Here is a 19,472-nt window from a genome sequence, read left to right as displayed (position 1 = left end):
AGTTATCGCAGCGACACGCTGTGGAATTGATATCCTCGCAGGCCTGCTGCAATTGTCGTCGACGGTTTAAACTGCGCCTTTGCGACGGTATATGTCGCATTGCCGTAAACCCGGGAAAATCCGGGGTTTGCGCTATAAGAAGTTGTCGCTTGGCGGCAAGGCCGGGCACAAAACTGTCCTTACAATCCCCCCATCGCTCGCCAGTTTCAGGCGGGTGGCCCTCATCAGGAGACTCCGATGTCCGTTGAGCACGCTGCGGTACAACGCGCCGATTTCGACCAGGTTATGGTTCCCAACTACGCGCCTGCCGCTTTCATTCCGGTGCGTGGCGCCGGGTCCCGCGTCTGGGATCAGGCCGGCCGCGAGCTGATCGACTTCGCCGGCGGCATCGCCGTCAACGTATTGGGTCACGCGCATCCGGCGCTGGTTGGTGCCTTGACCGAGCAAGCGAACAAGCTGTGGCACGTGTCCAACGTGTTCACCAACGAGCCGGCCCTGCGCCTGGCGCACAAGCTGATCGACGCCACCTTTGCCGAGCGCGTGTTCTTCTGCAACTCCGGCGCCGAAGCCAACGAGGCCGCCTTCAAGCTGGCCCGCCGCGTCGCGTTCGACCGTTTCGGCACCGAAAAGTACGAAATCATCGCCGCGCTCAACAGCTTCCACGGCCGTACTTTGTTCACCGTGAACGTCGGTGGCCAGTCGAAGTACTCCGACGGTTTCGGCCCGAAAATCACCGGCATCACCCACGTGCCGTACAACGATCTGGCAGCGCTGAAAGCCGCTGTTTCCGACAAGACCTGCGCGGTCGTTCTGGAGCCGATCCAGGGTGAAGGCGGCGTGCTGCCGGCCGAGCTGGCTTACCTGCAAGGCGCCCGTGAACTGTGCGACGCCAACAACGCGCTGCTGGTGTTCGACGAAGTGCAGACCGGCATGGGCCGCACCGGCAACCTGTTCGCCTACCAGCATTTCGGTGTGGTTCCGGACATCCTGACCAGCGCCAAGAGCCTGGGCGGCGGTTTCCCGATCGCCGCGATGCTGACCACCGAAGCGCTGGCCAAGCATCTGGTCGTCGGCACTCACGGCACCACTTACGGCGGCAACCCGCTGGCGTGCGCCGTGGCTGAGGCAGTGATTGACGTGATCAACACCCCTGAGGTGCTGAACGGCGTCAACGCCAAGCACGACAAGTTCAAGACCCGCCTGCAGCAGATCGGCGAGAAGTACGGCCTGTTCACCCAGGTGCGCGGTCTCGGTCTGCTGATCGGTTGCGTGCTGAGCGATGCCTGGAAAGGCAAGGCCAAGGACATCTTCAACGCCGCCGAACAAGAAGGCCTGATGATTCTGCAGGCCGGCCCGGACGTGATCCGTTTCGCCCCGAGCCTGGTGGTTGAAGACGCGGACATCGACGCCGGTCTGGACCGCTTCGAACGTGCTGCGGCGAAACTGACGCAAGCCTGATAGCCCCTTCGGCGCCTGACTTGATCAGGCGCCGAACCCAATTTTGATGCCGGGCAAAATCAAATGTGGGAGCGGGCTTGCTCGCGAAAGCGGTGGTCAGACAGCGAAAATGTTGACTGACAATCCGCTTTCGCGAGCAAGCCCGCTCCCACACTGATCTCTGTGTATGCAGTAGCTGCCCGGTTATTTTCTGTGAATTGATAAGAGAAAGGAGTGACACCATGCTGGTGATGCGCCCCGCGCAAATGGCTGATCTGGGCGAGGTACAGCGTCTGGCTGCGGACAGCCCGATTGGTGTCACCTCCTTGCCGGATGACGTTGAACGCCTGAGCGACAAGATCGCCGCGAGCGAAGCCTCGTTTGCCGCCGAAGTGAGCTTCAACGGCGAAGAGAGTTACTTCTTCGTCCTCGAAGACACTGCCACCGGCAAACTGGTGGGCTGCTCGGCAATCGTCGCGTCGGCCGGTTACTCCGAGCCGTTCTACAGCTTTCGCAACGAGACCTTCGTGCATGCTTCCCGCGAGCTGAAGATCCACAACAAGATCCACGTCCTCTCGCAATGCCACGATCTGACCGGTAACAGCTTGCTGACCAGTTTCTACGTGCAGCGCGAGCTGGTGGGTTCGCCTTGGGCCGAGCTCAACTCCCGTGGCCGTCTGCTGTTCGTCGCCAGCCACCCTGAGCGGTTCGCCGATTCGGTGGTGACCGAGATCGTCGGTTACAGCGACGAGAACGGCGACTCGCCATTCTGGGACGCCATCGGTCGCAACTTCTTCGACCTGAACTACGCCGAGGCCGAGCGCCTGTGTGGCCTGAAAAGCCGTACGTTCCTCGCCGAGTTGATGCCGCATTACCCGATCTACGTGCCGCTGCTGCCGGACTCCGCTCAGGAAGCGATGGGCCAGGTACACCCGCGTGCGCAGATCACCTTCGACATCCTGATGCGCGAAGGCTTCGAGACCGATCACTACATCGACATCTTTGACGGTGGCCCGACCCTGCATGCGCGTGTTTCGGGGATCCGTTCGATCGCCCAGAGCCGTGTGGTGCCGGTGAAGCTCGGCGAGCCGGTCAAAGGTGCCGGTCGCCAGTATCTGGTGGCCAATGCCCAGTTGCAGGATTACCGCGCGGTATTGCTCGAGCTGGATTACGCGCCGGGCAAACCGGTGACCCTGGATCTGGAAGCGGCCGAAGCCCTGGGCGTCGGTGAAGGTGCCAGCGTGCGCCTGGTGGCGGTTTAACGCCTTAGCGAGTTTCACGGGTGGCCACGGCGGCCCGTTTGAGGAGATAGCATGATTGTTCGTCCCGTACGCAGCAGCGATTTGTCCGCTCTGATCGACCTGGCCCGCAGCACCGGCACCGGCCTGACCACCTTGCCGGCCAACGAAGAGCGCCTGACCCACCGGGTCGGCTGGGCCGAGAAGACCTTTCGCGGTGAAGCCGGCCGTGGCGACGCGGACTACCTGTTCGTGCTCGAAGACGACAACGGTCGCGTGGTGGGGATTTCCGCCATCGCCGGCGCCGTCGGTCTGCGCGAGCCTTGGTACAACTTCCGCGTCGGCCTGACCGTCAGCGCCTCGCAGGAGCTGAACATCTATCGCGAGATCCCGACGCTGTTCCTGGCCAACGACCTGACCGGCAACTCCGAGCTGTGCTCGCTGTTCCTGCACGCCGATTACCGCACCGGCCTCAACGGCCGCATGTTGTCCAAGGCGCGGATGCTGTTCATCGCCGAATTCCCGCAACTGTTCGGCAACAAGATAATCGCCGAGATGCGCGGCGTGTCGGATGACGCCGGTCGTTCGCCGTTCTGGGAAAGCCTGGGCCGGCACTTCTTCAAGATGGAATTCAGCCAGGCCGATTACCTGACCGGCGTCGGCAACAAGGCGTTCATCGCCGAACTGATGCCGAAATTCCCGCTGTACACCTGCTTCCTGTCGCCGGACGCGCGCAACGTCATCGGCCAGGTGCACCCGGACACTGAGCCTGCGCTGGCGATGCTCAAGAGCGAAGGCTTCAGCTATCAGGGTTATGTCGACATCTTCGACGCCGGCCCGGCCATCGAGTGCGAGACCAGCAAGATCCGCGCGGTGCGTGACAGCGAAGCGCTGGTGCTGGCCATCGGCACGCCGGGCGACGACGCCACGCCGTTCATCATCCATAACCGCAAACGTGAAGACTGCCGCATCACGGCTGCGCCGGCCCGTCTGGCCGCCGGCACCCTGGTGGTCGATCCGCTGACCGCCAAACGTCTTCAACTCAACGCTGGCGATCAGGTGCGCGCCGTGGCGTTGTCTGCTGCCCGGGAGTCGAAATAATGAATTCGCTATACATCGCAGGTGAGTGGCTGGCCGGTCAGGGCGAGGCCTTTCAATCGCTGAACCCGGTAACCCAGCAAGTGCTGTGGTCGGGGGAGGGCGCCACCGCCGCTCAGGTCGAGTCGGCCGTGCAGGCTGCGCGTCAGGCATTCCCAAGCTGGGCCCGTCGTACCCTGGAAGATCGCATCAGCGTGCTCGAAGCGTTCGCCGCCGCGCTGAAAAACCACGCTGATGAGCTGGCCCGCACCATTGGTGAGGAAACCGGCAAACCGCTGTGGGAAGCCGCGACCGAAGTCACCAGCATGGTCAACAAGATCGCGATCTCGGTGCAGAGCTACCGCGAACGTACCGGCGAGAAGAGCGGCCCGTTGGGCGACGCCACCGCCGTGTTGCGCCACAAGCCCCACGGCGTGGTCGCGGTGTTCGGCCCTTACAACTTCCCTGGTCATTTGCCGAACGGCCACATCGTGCCGGCGCTGCTGGCCGGTAACAGCGTGCTGTTCAAGCCAAGCGAGCTGACCCCGAAAGTCGCCGAGCTGACGGTCAAGTGCTGGATCGAAGCCGGTCTGCCGGCCGGTGTCCTGAACCTGCTGCAAGGCGCCCGGGAAACCGGGATTGCTCTGGCGGCCAATCCGGGTATCGACGGTCTGTTCTTCACCGGTTCCAGCCGTACCGGCAATCACCTGCATCAGCAATTCGCCGGTCGTCCGGACAAGATTCTTGCGCTGGAAATGGGCGGCAACAACCCGTTGGTGGTCGATCAGGTCGCTGATCTTGATGCGGCGGTTTACACGATCATTCAGTCGGCGTTCATTTCCGCCGGTCAGCGTTGCACCTGCGCCCGTCGTCTGCTAGTGCCGCAAGGCACGTGGGGCGACAGCCTGCTCAAGCGTCTGGTGGAAGTCAGCTCGACCATTGAGGTCGGCGCGTTCGACCAGCAGCCGGCGCCATTCATGGGCTCGGTGGTTTCCCTTGGCGCGGCGAAAGCGTTGATGGATGCCCAGGCGCATCTGCTGGCCAATGGCGCAGTGTCGCTGCTGGCGATGACTCAACCGCAGGCGCAGTCGGCGCTGCTGACTCCGGGCATCGTTGATGTGACGGCGGTTGCCGATCGTTCCGACGAAGAACTGTTCGGTCCGCTGCTGCAAGTAATTCGTTACAGCGATTTCGAAGCCGCGATTGCCGAAGCCAACGACACCGCATTCGGTCTGGCCGCTGGCCTGCTGTCGGATTCCGAAGAGCGCTATCAGCAGTTCTGGCTGGAAAGCCGTGCCGGGATCGTCAACTGGAACAAGCAACTGACGGGGGCTGCGAGCAGCGCACCGTTCGGCGGTGTCGGCGCTTCGGGCAACCATCGCGCCAGCGCCTACTACGCGGCGGATTACTGCGCGTACCCGGTGGCCTCGCTGGAAACCCCGAGCCTGGTGTTGCCGGCGGCCCTGACGCCTGGCGTGAAGATGGCGTGATGCTAATCGCTGGCAAGCCAGCTCCCACAAGGGCGATGAGATCCCTGTGGGAACTGGCTTGCCAGCGATGGCCGCGCCGCGGTCTCAAAGAATAGTTACTGAAGCCTATAACAACAGATTCTCGTGGAGCCTCGCTGATGAAATCCTATGAAGTCAATTTTGACGGTCTAGTGGGGCCGACCCATAACTACGGTGGTCTGTCCTACGGCAACGTTGCGTCCCAGAGCAACAGCCAGCAATCCTCGAACCCCAAGGAAGCGGCGCTGCAAGGCTTGGCGAAAATGAAAGCGCTGATGGAAATGGGCTTTCAGCAAGGCGTGCTCGCACCGCAGGAGCGTCCGGACGTGGCTGCCTTGCGCCGTTTGGGTTTCAGCGGTACCGACGCTCAGGTGATCGAGCGCGCCGCCAAAGAAGCGATGCCGCTGCTGGTCGCCAGTTGCTCGGCGTCGAGCATGTGGGTAGCCAACGCCGCCACGGTCAGCCCGAGTGCCGACACTGCTGACGGTCGCGTGCATTTCACCGCCGCCAACCTGAACTGCAAATACCACCGCAGCATCGAACACCCGACCACCAGTCGCGTGCTGGGCGCAATGTTCGCCAACCAGCAACACTTCGCTCACCACGCCGCATTGCCGGCGGTGGCGCAGTTCGGCGACGAAGGCGCAGCGAACCACACCCGTTTCTGCCGTGAGTACGGCGAGGCTGGTGTCGAGTTCTTCGTGTTCGGTCGCAGTGCGTTCGACACTCGCTACCCGGCACCGCAGAAATACCCGGCGCGCCAGACCCTCGAAGCGTCGCAGGCGGTTGCCCGTCTGCACGGCCTGCGTGATGACGGCGTGGTTTACGCGCAGCAGAATCCGGCCGTTATCGACCAGGGCGTGTTCCACAACGACGTGATCGCGGTGGGCAACGGCGAGGTGCTGTTCTATCACGAGGACGCGTTCCTCGACACCGATCAGATGCTGGCCGAACTGCAAGCCAAACTGGCCAAGGTCGGCGGCAAGTTCCAGTCGGTCTGTGTGCCGCGTTCGGCGGTCACCGTGGACGACGCCGTGCGTTCCTACCTGTTCAACAGCCAGCTGCTGTCGCGCCCTGATGGTTCGATGCTGCTGATCGTGCCGGAAGAATGCCGTGGCAACGAGCGCGTGTGGAATTACCTTCAAGGCCTGACCAGCTCCGGCGGCCTGATCCGTGAAGTGAAAGTCTTCGACCTCAAGCAAAGCATGCAGAACGGCGGTGGCCCGGCGTGCCTGCGACTGCGCGTCGCGCTCAACGAAACCGAGCTGGCGGCCGTCAACCCAGGGGTTATCATGACCGCCCCGTTGTACGGTTCGTTGACCGCATGGGTTGAAAAGCACTACCGCGACCGCCTGACCGAAAGCGATCTGGCGGATCCGCAGTTGCTGCTTGAATGCCGGACGGCACTGGATGAACTGACGCAAATCCTTAAACTGGGCGCGGTTTATCCATTCCAGATCAATTGATGGCCGGCGCGCCGCCTGAACGCGGCGCGCGGCTTTTCTCCCCCAACAGAGCGTAAAAAAGACATGAGCGATTCCCTGCGGCTGATCCTTGAAGACACCGACGGCAAGCAACTGGAAACTTCCTGCACCCGCGTCGCGGTCATGTGGCAAGGCAAAGAGCTGTGGATCCAGCAGGACGGCCGTGGCCAACTGCTGATCGGCGTGGACGTCGAAGAGGGCGACGAAGAGTACGCCAACCTGCTGTTGCGCCCATTGGCGACTAATCTGGTAAGTCTGCAACTGGAGATGGAACCGGCTGACCTCGGCGACGACGACGGCCACGTGCACGGCCCGGATTGCAACCACGACCACTAAGGAAACCGCTCTATGCTCGCCCTCGGCAAACTGCTTGAACTGACCCTCGCCGGCCGCGAACCGGCGGAGAAGACTCAACTGACTGTCGAAGGCGTGCGCATGCGCTGGTTGAGCGAGGGTGCGCTGGAAGTCCGGCCACCCGAAGCGCGCGATAACGGCTTGGACCTGCTGCTGTCGGCAGGCATCCACGGTAATGAAACGGCACCGATCGAATTGCTCGACCGGCTGCTGCATGACATCGCTCGCGGCGACCTGAAGCCGCGTGCACGTATTCTGTTTCTGTTCGGCAACCCGGAAGCGATTCGCAAGGGCGAGCGTTTCGTCGAGCAGGACGTCAATCGGCTGTTCAATGGCCGTCACGAACAAAGCAGCGGTTCCGAAGCCCTGCGTGCCTGCGAACTGGAACGGCTGGCGGCGAGTTTCTTCAGCCTTCCTGACCGTCAGCGCCTGCACTACGACCTGCACACGGCGATTCGCGGTTCGAAGATCGAGCAGTTCGCTTTGTATCCGTGGAAGGAAGGTCGCCAGCATTCCCGTCTTGAACTGGCCCGTCTGCGCGCCGCCGGCATGGAAGCGGTGCTGTTGCAGAACAAGCCGTCGATCGTGTTCAGCTCCTACACCTACGACAAGCTGGGGGCCGAGTCCTTCACGCTGGAACTGGGCAAGGCGCGGCCATTCGGGCAGAACGCCGGGGTCAATGTGTCGCTGCTGGAAACCCGTCTGAAGCAGATCATCGAAGGCACCGAGCCGGAGATGGCCGAGCAGGGCCTGGACGGTTTGCAACTGTTCAGCGTGGCCCGGGAAATCATCAAGCACAGCGATGCGTTCCGCCTGAACTTGCCAGCGGACATCGAAAACTTTTCGGAACTGGATGTGGGTTATGTGCTGGCCGAAGACCTGGCCAATACCCGCTGGATCATCGAAGAGCAGGGCGCGCGGATTATCTTCCCCAATCCCAAGGTCAAGAACGGCCTGCGAGCGGGCATTCTGATCGTGCCGACCACCGACGAAAATCTTGCCTGAAACTGAATCTCCCCCGCGCAGCGCGCGGGGGAGATCGTTATTTCATCAGACCGCTACAGCACGTGGCTCGGTGCGGCGCAATGCACGCACTTTCTGCAACGTATCGGCGCAGGTCTTCGCCGCTTCCTGACCCTTGTGCACGAAATGCTCAAAGAAGAACTTCTGGTGCTCTTCGCCGGCATGGAAGTGGTGCGGGGTCAGCGACACCGAGAACACCGGCACTTCGGTTTCCAGCTGCACCTGCATCAGGCCGCTGACCACCGACTGGGCGACGAACTCGTGACGGTAGATCCCGCCGTCCACCACCAGCGCCGCCGCGACGATACCGGCATAACGACCGGTCTTGGCCAGCAGCTTGGCGTGCAGAGGCATTTCAAAGGCGCCGCCGACTTCGAAGAAATCGATGTCCGATTCCTGATAACCCTGAGCGATCATTTCGGCGAGGAAACCTTTACGGCTCTGGTCGACGATTTCCTTGTGCCAGCAGGCCTGGATGAACGCGACGCGCTCGCCGTGAGGGTGTTTGCTTTTGCTGTCGATAGCGGTGGGTTGCATGTTCTGACTCCTGTTTGTGTGAAAAACAGGGCGTTATGAATCGAAAGGGATTCAAGGGTACGCACGCTCGCGCATACACGGCGGACGGCCCTTTGGCGTCAATCCCGTTCTCTCTTCATCCGGACTGTGACCGTCGGCCCCGGAATCACACCGGGTCTGCTGACCTTGCCGCCGCTCACGGCTTTTGCCGTGCTCGTCACCAAGCGCTCGCGGGCTATGCGCATTGCGCGCAATTACCGCCGGTGGGGAATTGCACCCCGCCCTGAGAACGTTTCGCCGCCCTTTATCGGGCGGCGCAGCGTTTTTAACACAGATTGCCAGGCCGTGCATTGCGCCTTTGTGATGATTGCCATCGGATTATTCGAAGCGTGAAAACGACTTTTCCTTGCGCAAGGGTTGATTAATCCGCGCCATGCCCGCAGTAATTCGTCTTCGAAAAGGGATTTTCCCTGCTGACTTGAGGCCAGGTTCATGAGCGTTATCGATCTTCGCAGCGACACCGTCACTCAACCGACCCCCGCCATGCTCGACGCGATGACCCGCGCCGACACCGGCGATGACGTGTATGGCGAAGATCCGACGGTCAATCGTCTGGAAGCCGAATTGGCAAAACGGCTGGGTTTTGCTGCGGCGCTGTTTGTCCCGACCGGCACCATGAGCAATTTGCTGGGCTTGATGGCGCACTGCGAGCGCGGTGACGAGTACATCGTCGGCCAGCAGGCGCACACCTATAAGTACGAGGGTGGCGGCGCAGCGGTGCTCGGCTCGATCCAGCCACAGCCGCTGGAAGTGCAGGCCGATGGTTCGCTGGACCTGGATCAGGTGGCAGCGGCGATCAAGCCTGATGATTTCCACTTCGCCCGCACCCGCCTGCTGGCGCTGGAAAACACCATGCAGGGCAAAGTGCTGCCGCTGGACTATCTGGCCCGGGCCCGCCAGTTCACTCAGAACAATGGCCTTCAGCTGCATCTGGACGGCGCGCGGCTGTATAACGCGGCGGTCAAGCTCGGAGTCGATGCACGGGAAATCACCCAGTATTTCGATTCGGTCTCGGTGTGCCTGTCCAAAGGCCTTGGCGCGCCGGTCGGTTCGGTGCTGTGCGGTTCGTCGGCGTTGATTGCAAAGGCCCGGCGCCTGCGCAAAATGGTCGGTGGCGGCATGCGTCAGGCCGGACTGCTGGCGGCGGCGGGGCTGTATGCGCTGGATCACAACGTGGAGCGTCTGGCCGATGACCATGCCAACGCACAGTTGCTGGCTGAAGGCTTGCGCGAGGCCGGTTTCAGTGTCGAGCCGGTGCAGACCAACATGGTTTACGTGCAGATGGGCGACCGTGCCGAGGCGATCAAGGCATTTGCCGCCGAGCGCGGGATCAAGTTGAGCGCTGCCGCCCGGCTGCGGATGGTCACGCACATGGACGTCAATCGCTCGCAAATCGAGCAAGTGATCGCGACATTCGTCGAGTTTTCGCGCAAGTGACAGCGTTAGCGGCCCAATTGACCGTTTCTATCGTATAAACACGCTGTACCCCGCGCGCAGGGCCGATATAATGCGGCCCTTTGCCGTCGTTTCGTCTGTTGACGTTTCGTACAGGCCTTTGGCCGCAGCCTCCGTGGAAGAACCTAATGAAAAGCGCAGAAATCCGTGAAGCCTTCCTTCGCTTCTTCGAAGAGCAAGGCCACACCCGTGTAGCCTCCAGCTCTTTGATTCCGGGCAACGACCCCACCCTGCTGTTCACCAACGCGGGGATGAACCAGTTCAAGGACTGCTTCCTGGGCCAGGAAAAGCGCGCGTACACCCGCGCCGTCTCCAGCCAGAAATGCGTGCGCGCCGGCGGCAAGCACAACGACCTGGAAAACGTCGGTTACACCGCCCGTCACCACACCTTCTTCGAAATGCTGGGTAACTTCAGCTTCGGCGACTACTTCAAGCGTGATGCCATCACCTACGCCTGGAACTTCCTGACCTCCGAGAAGTGGCTGAACCTGCCGAAGGAAAAACTGTGGGTCACCGTCTACGCCAGCGATGACGAGGCCTACGACATCTGGACCAAGGAAGTCGGTGTGCCGGCCGAGCGCATGGTGCGCATCGGCGACAACAAAGGCGCGCCTTACGCGTCCGACAACTTCTGGACCATGGGCGATACCGGCCCGTGCGGTCCTTGCACCGAGATTTTCTACGATCACGGCGCCGACATCTGGGGCGGCCCACCGGGCTCGCCGGAAGAAGACGGCGACCGTTACATCGAAATCTGGAACAACGTGTTCATGCAGTTCAACCGCACCGCCGATGGCGTGTTGCACCCGCTGCCAGCGCCGTCGGTGGACACCGGCATGGGTCTTGAGCGGATCAGTGCCGTGCTGCAGCACGTTCACTCGAACTATGAAATCGACCTGTTCCAGAGCCTGCTGGCCGCATCGGCCAAGGCCATCGGCTGCAGCAACGACAACCAGGCGTCGCTGAAAGTCGTGGCGGACCACATCCGTTCCTGTGGCTTCCTGATTGCCGACGGGGTGCTGCCGTCCAACGAAGGTCGCGGTTACGTGCTGCGCCGGATCATCCGTCGCGCCTGCCGTCACGGCAACAAGCTGGGCGCCAAGGGCAGCTTCTTCTACCAGATCGTTGCCGCACTCGTGGCCGAGATGGGCGAAGCGTTCCCGGAGCTGAAATCCCAGCAGGCGCATATCGAGCGCGTACTGAAGGCCGAAGAAGAGCAGTTCGCCAAGACCCTGGAGCAGGGCCTGAAAATCCTCGAGCAGGATCTGGCCGAGCTCAAAGGCGACGTGGTGCCGGGCGACGTGGTGTTCAAACTCTACGACACCTACGGTTTCCCGATGGACCTGACTGCGGACATCGCCCGCGAGCGCAGCCTGACCATCGACGAAGCCGGTTTCGAGCGTGAAATGGAAGCCCAGCGCGTCCGTGCACGTTCCGCCAGCTCGTTCGGTCTGGACTACAACAGCCTGGTCAAGGTTGACGTCGACACCGAGTTCACCGGTTATCACGCCACCAGCGGTTCGGCGAAAGTCGTTGCTCTCTATAAAGATGGCCAGTCAGTGGACGTCTTGAGTGAAGGGCAGGAAGGCGTTGTGGTTCTGAACCAGACCCCTTTCTACGCCGAATCCGGCGGTCAGGTTGGCGATTGCGGTTACCTGCAGGCCGGCAACAGCCGTTTCGACGTGCGCGACACCACCAAGACCGGCGGCGCGTTCCTGCACCACGGTGTACTGGCGTCGGGCAGCCTGATCGTTGGCGCACCGGTGGAAACCCACGTCGAAGCCGACGTGCGTCACGCCACTTCGCTGAACCACTCGGCCACTCACTTGCTGCACGCTGCGCTGCGCAAAGTGCTGGGCGACCACGTTCAACAGAAGGGCTCGCTGGTCGACAGTCAGCGCCTGCGTTTCGACTTCAGTCACTTCGAAGCGATCAAGCCTGAGCAGATCAAGGCGCTGGAAGACATCGTCAACGCCGAGATCCGCAAAAACTCCGCCGTTGAAACCGAAGAAACCGACATCGAAACCGCCAAGCAGAAAGGCGCGATGGCGCTGTTCGGCGAGAAGTATGGCGACAACGTGCGCGTGCTGAGCATGGGCGGTGATTTCTCCGTCGAACTGTGCGGCGGTATCCACGCCAACCGTACCGGCGACATCGGCCTGCTGAAAATCATCAGCGAAGGCGGTGTGGCATCGGGCGTGCGTCGTATCGAAGCGGTCACTGGCGCTGCGGCGCTGGCTTACTTGAACGCTGCTGAAGAACAACTCAAGGAAGCGGCCAGCCTGGTCAAGGGCAGCCGCGACAACCTGATCGACAAGCTTTCGGCGGTGCTGGAGCGCAACCGTGCGCTTGAAAAGCAGCTCGAGCAGTTGCAGGCCAAGGCTGCCGCCGCTGCGGGCGATGATCTGTCGGCCTCGGCTGTGGACGTCAAGGGCGTGAAAGTGCTGGCCGTGCGTCTGGAGGGTCAGGACGGCAAGGCGCTGCTGGCGCTGGTCGATCAGCTGAAAAACAAACTCGGCCGCGCAGTGATCCTGCTCGGCAGTGTCCATGAGGAAAAGGTCGTACTGGTCGCAGGCGTGACCAAGGACCTGACTGGCCAACTCAAAGCCGGTGATTTGATGAAACAGGCTGCTGCGGCAGTGGGCGGGAAGGGCGGTGGTCGTCCGGACATGGCGCAGGGCGGCGGTGTCGACGCCGGCGCACTGGATAGCGCACTGGCGCTGACCGTTCCATTCGTCGAGCAGGGTTTATAAGACGGCCCGTCGGGCCCGCAGTCTAGTGGCGGGCCCGACGGCTGTTCGAGTGATTATTGGGCGCCCTTCATGGGCAGAGGCGGCTTTGAAATGGCTTTGATCGTACAGAAATTTGGAGGCACCTCGGTCGGCACTGTCGAGAGAATCGAGCAGGTCGCCGACAAGGTTAAGAAATTCCGCGATGCCGGCGATGACCTGGTGGTTGTGCTGTCTGCAATGAGCGGCGAGACCAACCGTCTGATCGATCTGGCCAAGCAAATCAGTGGCGAAGATCAACCGGTTCCGCGCGAACTGGACGTGATCGTTTCCACCGGTGAGCAGGTGACGATCGCCCTGTTGGCCATGGCGCTGATCAAGCGCGGTGTGCCGGCGGTGTCGTACACCGGCAACCAGGTGCGGATCCTGACGGACAGTGCGCACAATAAAGCGCGTATCTTGCAGATCGATGACCAGAAGATTCGCGGTGACCTGAAAGCAGGTCGCGTGGTGGTGGTCGCCGGTTTCCAGGGCGTCGACGAGCACGGCAACATCACGACCCTGGGTCGTGGCGGTTCCGACACCACCGGCGTGGCGCTGGCCGCTGCGCTGAAGGCTGATGAGTGCCAGATCTACACCGACGTCGATGGTGTCTATACCACTGACCCGCGCGTGGTATCGGTTGCTCAGCGTCTGGACAAGATCACCTTCGAAGAGATGCTGGAAATGGCCAGCCTCGGTTCCAAGGTGTTGCAGATCCGCGCGGTGGAGTTCGCCGGCAAGTACAACGTTCCGCTGCGCGTACTGCACAGCTTCAAGGAGGGTCCGGGCACCCTCATTACTATTGATGAAGAGGAAACCATGGAACAGCCGATCATTTCCGGCATCGCTTTCAATCGCGATGAAGCCAAGCTGACCATCCGTGGCGTGCCAGACACCCCGGGCGTGGCGTTCAAGATTCTCGGCCCGATCAGTGCCGCGAACATCGAAGTCGACATGATCGTGCAGAACGTCGCGCACGATAACACTACCGACTTCACCTTCACCGTGCACCGCAACGACTACCAGTCCGCGCAAACCGTGCTGGAAAACACCGCTCGCGAGATCGGTGCCCGTGAAGTGGTTGGCGACACCAAGATTGCCAAGGTCTCGATCGTCGGCGTCGGCATGCGTTCCCACGCAGGCGTGGCCAGCCGCATGTTTGAATCCCTGGCAAAGGAAAGCATCAACATCCAGATGATCTCGACCTCGGAAATCAAGGTTTCCGTGGTGATCGAAGAGAAGTACCTGGAACTGGCCGTGCGCGCCCTGCACACGGCTTTCGAGCTCGACGCTCCGGCCCGTCAGGGCGAGTGATGCGTTGTCTGAAGGGCGCGGTCTGACCGCGCCCTTTATTTTTTGAATGGCGCGAGCCCCCGAACTGTTCTTTTGCTCGCGCTGGTCAATACTCAGGCATGTAGGGCTACGATCGCTCCGGTTGTAGGTCGGGTGCCTTTTTTTTGCAGACTGTTGTCCCTGAAATGATTCGCGTGAGGAGAAAGGTATGCTGATTCTGACTCGTCGGTGCGCAGAAAGCCTGATTATCGGTGATGGCGAAATCACCGTGACCGTGCTCGGCGTTAAAGGAAATCAAGTGCGTATCGGCGTCAACGCCCCGAAAGAGGTGGCCGTGCACCGTGAAGAAATCTATCTGCGTATAAAGAAAGAGAAGGACGAAGAACCAAGCCATTAATTTTTATCGATTTTTATGTTTGCAAACGGGGAAGAAGGTGGTTAATATACGCCCCGTGTTGCGGAGAGCTGGCCGAGTGGCCGAAGGCGCTCCCCTGCTAAGGGAGTACACCTCAAAAGGGTGTCGGGGGTTCGAATCCCCCGTTCTCCGCCATTATTTGCTTAGTACGTTGTAATCTGGCTTTTTCTGTAAGTTGTTGAATTTATTAGAAAAAGTGGTTGGAATAGAGATTAGACGGGCTATAATACGGCGCAACAAATGCACTCGTAGCTCAGCTGGATAGAGTACTCGGCTACGAACCGAGCGGTCACAGGTTCGAATCCTGTCGAGTGCACCATTTAAGAGTCAATTACAGTGATGTAAATGACTCAGCTTCAACCAGTTGTGATCTGGTCTAAAAACACAGAATGCACTCGTAGCTCAGCTGGATAGAGTACTCGGCTACGAACCGAGCGGTCACAGGTTCGAATCCTGTCGAGTGCACCATTTAAGAGTCAGTTGCAGCGATGCGGATGACTTGGTTACAGCCAGTTGTGGTCTGGTCTAAAAACACAAACTGCACTCGTAGCTCAGCTGGATAGAGTACTCGGCTACGAACCGAGCGGTCACAGGTTCGAATCCTGTCGAGTGCACCATATACCGAAAAGCCCGCGTTTAACGCGGGCTTTTTGCTGTCCTGGATTTGGCTTTTCCTGTCACGCATCCTTTCTCATCAAAATCGATTTGAGCACTGCGCCCTCGCTTGAGGTCGTAACGATAACTCGTTGCCGAATTACGGATGCTCACCTTGTCGGGTTTGCCCAAAGCGCTTTCAACATCCTGTTGGCTCATGCCGGCGATGATTCGTTGATTGATGATTGCCTCGCGTTTCTGTCGCGCGTCGATCAGATCTCCGCATTTGTCCTGGGTGCGCCCGACGACAGCCATTTCTCGCTTTCTGATATTCATACCGGATATTTCTTCGTGCCGGGCTTCGGGTATCAGGTTGGCTGTCGAGCCTGGCGAGTAGGGGCGAACTTCCTGCAACGAAAGGTGCTCGTCGTTCGCACAGCTCAGCGTTGTGAACGTGACGCTACCATCAGAGGCTTCGCAACGATGAAGTGTCGTTGCGCTCCCGATGGCGGGCAGGCAGAGCAGGGTGGTCAGCATGAATCGGGATGTTTTCGATGGCATTCGGCGTCCTCCATGACGATCTTCCTCAAGCGTAGCCGGCAGTTTTTTCACCGCCGGTGTGTTTTCTTTTCAGGATGAGTCGTCGCAGTGTGAAGGATCAGGGCAGTGCTCAGCTTTGTCTCGCAAGCGCTTGTTTCAGCCACGATTTTTTAACGTTTAAAACCGTCAGGCGGTGTATCATTGCGCCCGTCAGCCCCGCCGGGGCTTATGGAAAACCTCCATGGACTTACCCAGTAGTTATTCAGTAACCCGTTTCACCAATCATGAATTGACTGATTGATCCTTCCGGCGTGCCCCGCTGCTGGGAGTGGAGTTCGCCTATGTCCGAAATCGAAGTAAAGAAAACACAGGAAAGCCTGCAGGATCGCCTGGCTCAGGTCGTCGAGCTGCTGCAGCGCCAACGGGTCGTCGAAGACCTGACTCATCGCCAGGAAGGCCCGCATCATGACCGGGTCGAGAACCTGGTCCACCGGCAAAACCTCGTCGAGTTGCAACGCAAGCTCGATGATCTGCACTCCGCCGACGTCGCCTACATTCTTGAAGCTCTGCCGCTGGACGATCGTCTGACGCTCTGGCAGTTGGTCAAGGCTGATCGCGACGGCGACATTCTTCTCGAAGTATCCGATTCCGTCCGTGAAACCCTGATCGCCGACATGGACGATCACGAGCTCCTGGCTGCGGCCAAGGACATGGATGCCGACGAACTTGCTGACCTGGCCTCCGAGCTGCCGCGAGACGTCGTCCATGAGCTGATGGAGACTCTGGACCAGCAGCAACGCGAACGTGTGCGTTCTGCTCTCTCCTACGACGAGGAGCAGGTCGGTGCGCTGATGGACTTCGAGATGGTGACCATCCGTGAGGATGTCAGTCTCGAAGTGGTTCTGCGTTACCTGCGCCGCCTCAAAGAGCTGCCGGGCCATACCGACAAACTGTTCGTGGTCGACTACGACGGCGTGCTCAAGGGCGTGCTGCCAATCAAGCGTTTGCTGGTTAATGACCCGGAGAAGCAGGTTTCCGAAGTCATGGCCAGTGACCCGGTGAGTTTTCACCCGGATGAAGACGCCTACGACGCCGCTCAGGCGTTCGAACGTTACGACTTGATCTCGGCCCCGGTGGTCGACAAGAACGGCAAGCTGATCGGCCGTCTGACCATCGACGAAATGGTCGACCTGATTCGTGAGGAGAGCGAAAGCGAAGTCCTCAACATGGCGGGTCTGCGTGAAGAGGAAGATATTTTCGCTTCGGTCTGGAAATCTCTGCGCAACCGTTGGGCGTGGCTGGCGATCAACCTGATCACGGCATTCGTCGCATCGCGGGTGATCGGTCTGTTCGAAGGTTCGATCGAGAAGCTGGTGGCCCTGGCGGCGCTGATGCCGATCGTGGCGGGCATCGGCGGTAACTCCGGCAACCAGACGATCACCATGATCGTTCGCGCCATGGCCCTCGATCAGGTCAGCACCGGCAATACCTCGCGCCTGATGCGCAAGGAGCTCGCCGTGGCGTTGATCAACGGCCTGGTCTGGGGCGGGGTGATCGGTGTGGTCGCTTACTTGCTCTATGGCAGCTGGTCGCTGGGCGTGGTCATGACGGCCGCCATGACATTGAACCTGCTGCTGGCAGCGTTAATGGGGGTGTTGATCCCTATGACCCTGGCGAAGATGGGTCGCGATCCGGCGATGGGCGCCAGCGTGATGATCACGGCCATGACCGACAGTGGTGGCTTCTTCATCTTCCTGGGGTTGGCGACGATCTTTTTGCTCTGACCGACTGCATAAAAAAACAGCCCGCCGATTTGCGGGCTTTTTTTCGTCCTTGGAAAACTCAAATTGCAGGCAAAAAAAAGCCAGCATTCATGCTGGCTTGAGATGTTCGGTTTGGCTCAGGATGCGTCTGCGGCCATTTCGGCGTCGTGGGCGATCAGAGACACCAGCGCGTTCTGCTGGCGATGGGAGAGTTGGCGGAAGCGTTGCAGCAGCTCGCGTTCGTGCAACGACAGCTCAGGGCTGTCCAGGCGCATGCTCAGTTCTTCGCCCAATGCACCTTCCTGAATAAGACTCTGCTCAAGGCGCGCAATGATCTCGGAGTTCATGCTGCGGTGATGATTGCGAGCCACCTCGGCAATGCGTTCACGCATTCCGTCTGGCAGACGTACGACGAACTTGTCAGCCGTACGGCTGGAATAAATTGCCTGTTTCAATGGGCGCATATATTTAACCGGTTAGTTCAGGGGAGCGGTTCTCGGGATTGGCCGCAGGATGTGTGGTAGGACAAGCATCCGCGCCAAATGGTTCAACCTGAATTGTTAAGAGGCGCGCATCATGCCTCAAAATTGCCAGATCATTGGCGTCAATTCTGTGACAAATATTGATCCGGGTAAAGGCGTAATGCCAGCACCAATTATCAGAAATGCGGACTGGTTTGAAAAGAATGCATCGGCCCGTATCGCTGACCGCGTCCTGAAGCACGTCGGCTGATGCCCGAAGGCCTCAGAACGTGCATGCTATGCGGGTTGAATCGTTGTTCCTTACCTTGTACAGGATAGTGGCAAATGGCCGATTTACTAGGGGCAACTGCCCGCCGGAGGGCGTTTTCAGGATGGATGGCAATTTGATTTATCTCATGGGACCTTCCGGCTCCGGCAAGGACAGCCTGATTGAGGCTGCGCGCGAACCTTTGCGGGCGTTGAATTGTGAAGTCATGCGCCGGGTCATCACCCGTTCGGCCGAATCCGTGGGTGAGGATGCGATCGGCGTAACGCCGCAGGAGTTCGAACGACTTCAGCGCGCTGGCGATTTTTCGCTGGCGTGGGAGGCCAATGGTCTCGCCTACGGGATACCGGTGGAAATGGACCAATGGTTGAAAGCCGGTAAACACGTCCTGGTGAACGGTTCTCGGGCGAACCTCAGGCAAGCGCTGGAACGCTATCCGACGCTGGTGCCGGTGTTGCTGACGGTGCGAGACGACGTCTTGCGTGAGCGCCTGCTTCGGCGTGGGCGGGAGACGATGGAACAGATCGATGCGAGGCTGGCCCGCAACACGCTGTTCAAGGACAGGCGTTCAACCGACAGCCCTGTGCACCTGATCGACAACTCGGGCGACCTGGCCGTTGCCGTCAATCATCTGCTGGAGCTGGTCAGGTTCAGCGCAATACCGGATCAAACTTGATCTTGCGTCCGGCCACCAGTGCCAATACGAACAGCGCCGAAAAGACGCCGCAACCGATCAGGGGCAGGGATATTTCGGTTTCCTCGAACAGCGAAAAATGCCCGAGGCCACTCAATAAGGCGAGGATCAGAAATCCTGCAGCTGACTTGGACATGCTGTACTCCTGAAGATATTTCAAAAAACCAGACGTTCAGTCGAATGCGTCGGCAACGCCTGTTCAGACTCGCTGACTGCTTGCGGGGCAAAGCTCTTATCGCTCAACACCGCCCATTGCGGCGCCTTCTGCACTTGCAGGTAGTGCGGCATGCGTCCGGCCACTTTTTCGTTATCCGCGGGGGCGAAGTGAAAGCCGACCAGAACGGCCAATGCGATTGCATTTGCGAACACGAGGGCGCTGTTCATGAGACGAGTCTCCGGTTGTTCTTGTATAAGAACCGGTAAAGCAGCCGTCGTGCCAATAGTCTAACCGCTGTTAAGTCCTTTAAAAACAAGCATTTATCAGGGTTTTTCGGAGGTGGAGC

18 protein-coding genes, 4 tRNA genes and 1 riboswitch are annotated in these 19,472 nt (G+C 60.0%); of the genes, 17 read left to right on the top strand and 5 right to left on the bottom strand.

Annotated features, from left to right (window positions below):
* Positions 1 to 237 precede the first annotated feature (237 nt).
* The 7 genes from PDR5_RS21840 to astE all read left to right on the top strand — a co-directional run bounded on the left by PDR5_RS21840 (position 238) and on the right by astE (position 8,103).
* Positions 238 to 1,458, top strand: coding sequence for an aspartate aminotransferase family protein (locus PDR5_RS21840; protein ID WP_064598809.1), 1,221 nt, complete (start codon positions 238 to 240; stop codon positions 1,456 to 1,458).
* 221 nt (positions 1,459 to 1,679) lie between these two features.
* Positions 1,680 to 2,699: an arginine/ornithine succinyltransferase subunit alpha gene (aruF, locus tag PDR5_RS21835; RefSeq protein WP_064598807.1), complete on the top strand. Its 1,020-nt coding sequence runs from the start codon at positions 1,680 to 1,682 to the stop codon at positions 2,697 to 2,699.
* Between the two features lie 51 nt (positions 2,700 to 2,750).
* On the top strand, positions 2,751 to 3,776 hold the full coding sequence (gene astA / locus PDR5_RS21830) for an arginine N-succinyltransferase (RefSeq protein ID WP_064598805.1): 1,026 nt from the start codon (positions 2,751 to 2,753) through the stop codon (positions 3,774 to 3,776).
* The gene (astD, locus tag PDR5_RS21825; RefSeq protein ID WP_172829546.1) at positions 3,773 to 5,242 is read left to right on the top strand and encodes a succinylglutamate-semialdehyde dehydrogenase; all 1,470 of its coding nucleotides are present in this window, start codon (positions 3,773 to 3,775) and stop codon (positions 5,240 to 5,242) included. Before astA ends, astD begins: the two co-directional genes overlap by 4 nt.
* A 137-nt stretch (positions 5,243 to 5,379) precedes the next feature.
* A complete protein-coding gene (astB, locus tag PDR5_RS21820) occupies positions 5,380 to 6,726 on the top strand; it encodes an N-succinylarginine dihydrolase (protein WP_064598800.1) in 1,347 nt (448 codons plus the stop codon).
* Positions 6,727 to 6,789: 63 nt separating this feature from the next.
* Complete coding sequence (locus tag PDR5_RS21815; RefSeq protein WP_064598799.1) at positions 6,790 to 7,080, top strand: hypothetical protein; 291 nt, start codon at positions 6,790 to 6,792, stop codon at positions 7,078 to 7,080.
* Between the two features lie 12 nt (positions 7,081 to 7,092).
* A complete protein-coding gene (gene astE, locus PDR5_RS21810; protein WP_007951052.1) occupies positions 7,093 to 8,103 on the top strand; it encodes a succinylglutamate desuccinylase in 1,011 nt (336 codons plus the stop codon).
* Between the two features lie 45 nt (positions 8,104 to 8,148).
* Here the strand turns inward: astE and PDR5_RS21805 are convergent, their stop codons facing one another.
* On the bottom strand, positions 8,149 to 8,658 hold the full coding sequence (locus PDR5_RS21805; RefSeq protein WP_039772077.1) for a 6,7-dimethyl-8-ribityllumazine synthase: 510 nt from the start codon (positions 8,656 to 8,658) through the stop codon (positions 8,149 to 8,151).
* Positions 8,659 to 8,760: 102 nt separating this feature from the next.
* A riboswitch (FMN riboswitch) is annotated at positions 8,761 to 8,932 on the bottom strand.
* A 197-nt stretch (positions 8,933 to 9,129) separates the two neighbouring features.
* Here PDR5_RS21805 and ltaE point away from each other — a divergent pair.
* The 8 genes from ltaE (at position 9,130) to PDR5_RS21765 (ending at position 15,248) form a co-directional block, all read left to right on the top strand.
* Complete coding sequence (ltaE, locus tag PDR5_RS21800) at positions 9,130 to 10,134, top strand: low-specificity L-threonine aldolase (protein ID WP_064598797.1); 1,005 nt, start codon at positions 9,130 to 9,132, stop codon at positions 10,132 to 10,134.
* 146 nt (positions 10,135 to 10,280) lie between these two features.
* Positions 10,281 to 12,905 carry an alanine--tRNA ligase gene (gene alaS / locus PDR5_RS21795; protein ID WP_064598795.1) on the top strand — a complete coding sequence of 875 codons (2,625 nt, stop codon included), beginning with the start codon at positions 10,281 to 10,283 and terminating at the stop codon, positions 12,903 to 12,905.
* Between the two features lie 90 nt (positions 12,906 to 12,995).
* Entirely contained in the window at positions 12,996 to 14,237 is a 1,242-nt protein-coding gene (locus tag PDR5_RS21790; protein WP_007951048.1) for an aspartate kinase, read from the top strand.
* Between the two features lie 187 nt (positions 14,238 to 14,424).
* Positions 14,425 to 14,613 (top strand): carbon storage regulator CsrA, encoded by a 189-nt coding sequence (gene csrA, locus PDR5_RS21785; protein ID WP_002554426.1) that lies wholly within the window; start codon positions 14,425 to 14,427, stop codon positions 14,611 to 14,613.
* A 62-nt stretch (positions 14,614 to 14,675) separates the two neighbouring features.
* Positions 14,676 to 14,766, top strand: a tRNA-Ser gene (locus tag PDR5_RS21780).
* 107 nt (positions 14,767 to 14,873) lie between these two features.
* A tRNA-Arg gene (locus tag PDR5_RS21775) sits at positions 14,874 to 14,950 on the top strand.
* Positions 14,951 to 15,022: 72 nt separating this feature from the next.
* Positions 15,023 to 15,099: transfer RNA gene (locus PDR5_RS21770), tRNA-Arg, on the top strand.
* A gap of 72 nt (positions 15,100 to 15,171) precedes the next feature.
* Positions 15,172 to 15,248, top strand: a tRNA-Arg gene (locus PDR5_RS21765).
* Positions 15,249 to 15,267: 19 nt separating this feature from the next.
* Here PDR5_RS21765 and PDR5_RS21760 read toward each other — a convergent pair.
* Entirely contained in the window at positions 15,268 to 15,786 is a 519-nt protein-coding gene (locus PDR5_RS21760) for a hypothetical protein (RefSeq protein WP_064598793.1), read from the bottom strand.
* A 320-nt stretch (positions 15,787 to 16,106) separates the two neighbouring features.
* On the opposite strand from PDR5_RS21760, the gene mgtE reads away from it, so the two are divergent.
* Positions 16,107 to 17,549 carry a magnesium transporter gene (mgtE, locus tag PDR5_RS21755; protein ID WP_007960287.1) on the top strand — a complete coding sequence of 481 codons (1,443 nt, stop codon included), beginning with the start codon at positions 16,107 to 16,109 and terminating at the stop codon, positions 17,547 to 17,549.
* Between the two features lie 116 nt (positions 17,550 to 17,665).
* Here the strand turns inward: mgtE and PDR5_RS21750 are convergent, their stop codons facing one another.
* Positions 17,666 to 17,992, bottom strand: coding sequence for an Arc family DNA-binding protein (locus tag PDR5_RS21750; protein ID WP_003178899.1), 327 nt, complete (start codon positions 17,990 to 17,992; stop codon positions 17,666 to 17,668).
* Between the two features lie 389 nt (positions 17,993 to 18,381).
* Between PDR5_RS21750 and phnN the strand changes: the two genes are divergently transcribed.
* Positions 18,382 to 18,951 carry a phosphonate metabolism protein/1,5-bisphosphokinase (PRPP-forming) PhnN gene (gene phnN, locus PDR5_RS21745; RefSeq protein ID WP_064598791.1) on the top strand — a complete coding sequence of 190 codons (570 nt, stop codon included), beginning with the start codon at positions 18,382 to 18,384 and terminating at the stop codon, positions 18,949 to 18,951.
* On the opposite strand, the gene PDR5_RS21740 is transcribed toward phnN, so the two are convergent.
* Positions 18,926 to 19,105: a PA3371 family protein gene (locus PDR5_RS21740; protein ID WP_007960291.1), complete on the bottom strand. Its 180-nt coding sequence runs from the start codon at positions 19,103 to 19,105 to the stop codon at positions 18,926 to 18,928. The two genes, phnN and PDR5_RS21740, sit on opposite strands and share 26 nt — an antisense overlap.
* Before the next feature lie 20 nt (positions 19,106 to 19,125).
* Positions 19,126 to 19,353 (bottom strand): hypothetical protein, encoded by a 228-nt coding sequence (locus tag PDR5_RS21735; protein ID WP_064598789.1) that lies wholly within the window; start codon positions 19,351 to 19,353, stop codon positions 19,126 to 19,128.
* Positions 19,354 to 19,472: the final 119 nt, after the last annotated feature.

The sequence above is a fragment of the Pseudomonas sp. DR 5-09 genome (assembly GCF_001655595.1).
GTDB classification, from domain to species: Bacteria; Pseudomonadota; Gammaproteobacteria; order Pseudomonadales; family Pseudomonadaceae; genus Aquipseudomonas; species Aquipseudomonas pharyngis.
Note: the sequence above shows the minus strand (reverse complement) of the source record. Positions and strands in the feature narration are given on the sequence as shown.

Coding starts and splice junctions, on each gene's coding strand:
- PDR5_RS21840 (WP_064598809.1), top strand. CDS start 238: ATGTCCGTTGAGCACGCTGCGGTACAACGCGCCGATTTCGACCAGGTT.
- aruF (WP_064598807.1), top strand. CDS start 1,680: ATGCTGGTGATGCGCCCCGCGCAAATGGCTGATCTGGGCGAGGTACAG.
- astA (WP_064598805.1), top strand. CDS start 2,751: ATGATTGTTCGTCCCGTACGCAGCAGCGATTTGTCCGCTCTGATCGAC.
- astB (WP_064598800.1), top strand. CDS start 5,380: ATGAAATCCTATGAAGTCAATTTTGACGGTCTAGTGGGGCCGACCCAT.
- PDR5_RS21815 (WP_064598799.1), top strand. CDS start 6,790: ATGAGCGATTCCCTGCGGCTGATCCTTGAAGACACCGACGGCAAGCAA.
- astE (WP_007951052.1), top strand. CDS start 7,093: ATGCTCGCCCTCGGCAAACTGCTTGAACTGACCCTCGCCGGCCGCGAA.
- PDR5_RS21805 (WP_039772077.1), bottom strand. CDS start 8,658: ATGCAACCCACCGCTATCGACAGCAAAAGCAAACACCCTCACGGCGAG.
- ltaE (WP_064598797.1), top strand. CDS start 9,130: ATGAGCGTTATCGATCTTCGCAGCGACACCGTCACTCAACCGACCCCC.
- alaS (WP_064598795.1), top strand. CDS start 10,281: ATGAAAAGCGCAGAAATCCGTGAAGCCTTCCTTCGCTTCTTCGAAGAG.
- PDR5_RS21790 (WP_007951048.1), top strand. CDS start 12,996: ATGGCTTTGATCGTACAGAAATTTGGAGGCACCTCGGTCGGCACTGTC.
- csrA (WP_002554426.1), top strand. CDS start 14,425: ATGCTGATTCTGACTCGTCGGTGCGCAGAAAGCCTGATTATCGGTGAT.
- PDR5_RS21760 (WP_064598793.1), bottom strand. CDS start 15,786: ATGCCATCGAAAACATCCCGATTCATGCTGACCACCCTGCTCTGCCTG.
- mgtE (WP_007960287.1), top strand. CDS start 16,107: ATGTCCGAAATCGAAGTAAAGAAAACACAGGAAAGCCTGCAGGATCGC.
- PDR5_RS21750 (WP_003178899.1), bottom strand. CDS start 17,992: ATGCGCCCATTGAAACAGGCAATTTATTCCAGCCGTACGGCTGACAAG.
- phnN (WP_064598791.1), top strand. CDS start 18,382: ATGGATGGCAATTTGATTTATCTCATGGGACCTTCCGGCTCCGGCAAG.
- PDR5_RS21740 (WP_007960291.1), bottom strand. CDS start 19,105: ATGTCCAAGTCAGCTGCAGGATTTCTGATCCTCGCCTTATTGAGTGGC.
- PDR5_RS21735 (WP_064598789.1), bottom strand. CDS start 19,353: ATGAACAGCGCCCTCGTGTTCGCAAATGCAATCGCATTGGCCGTTCTG.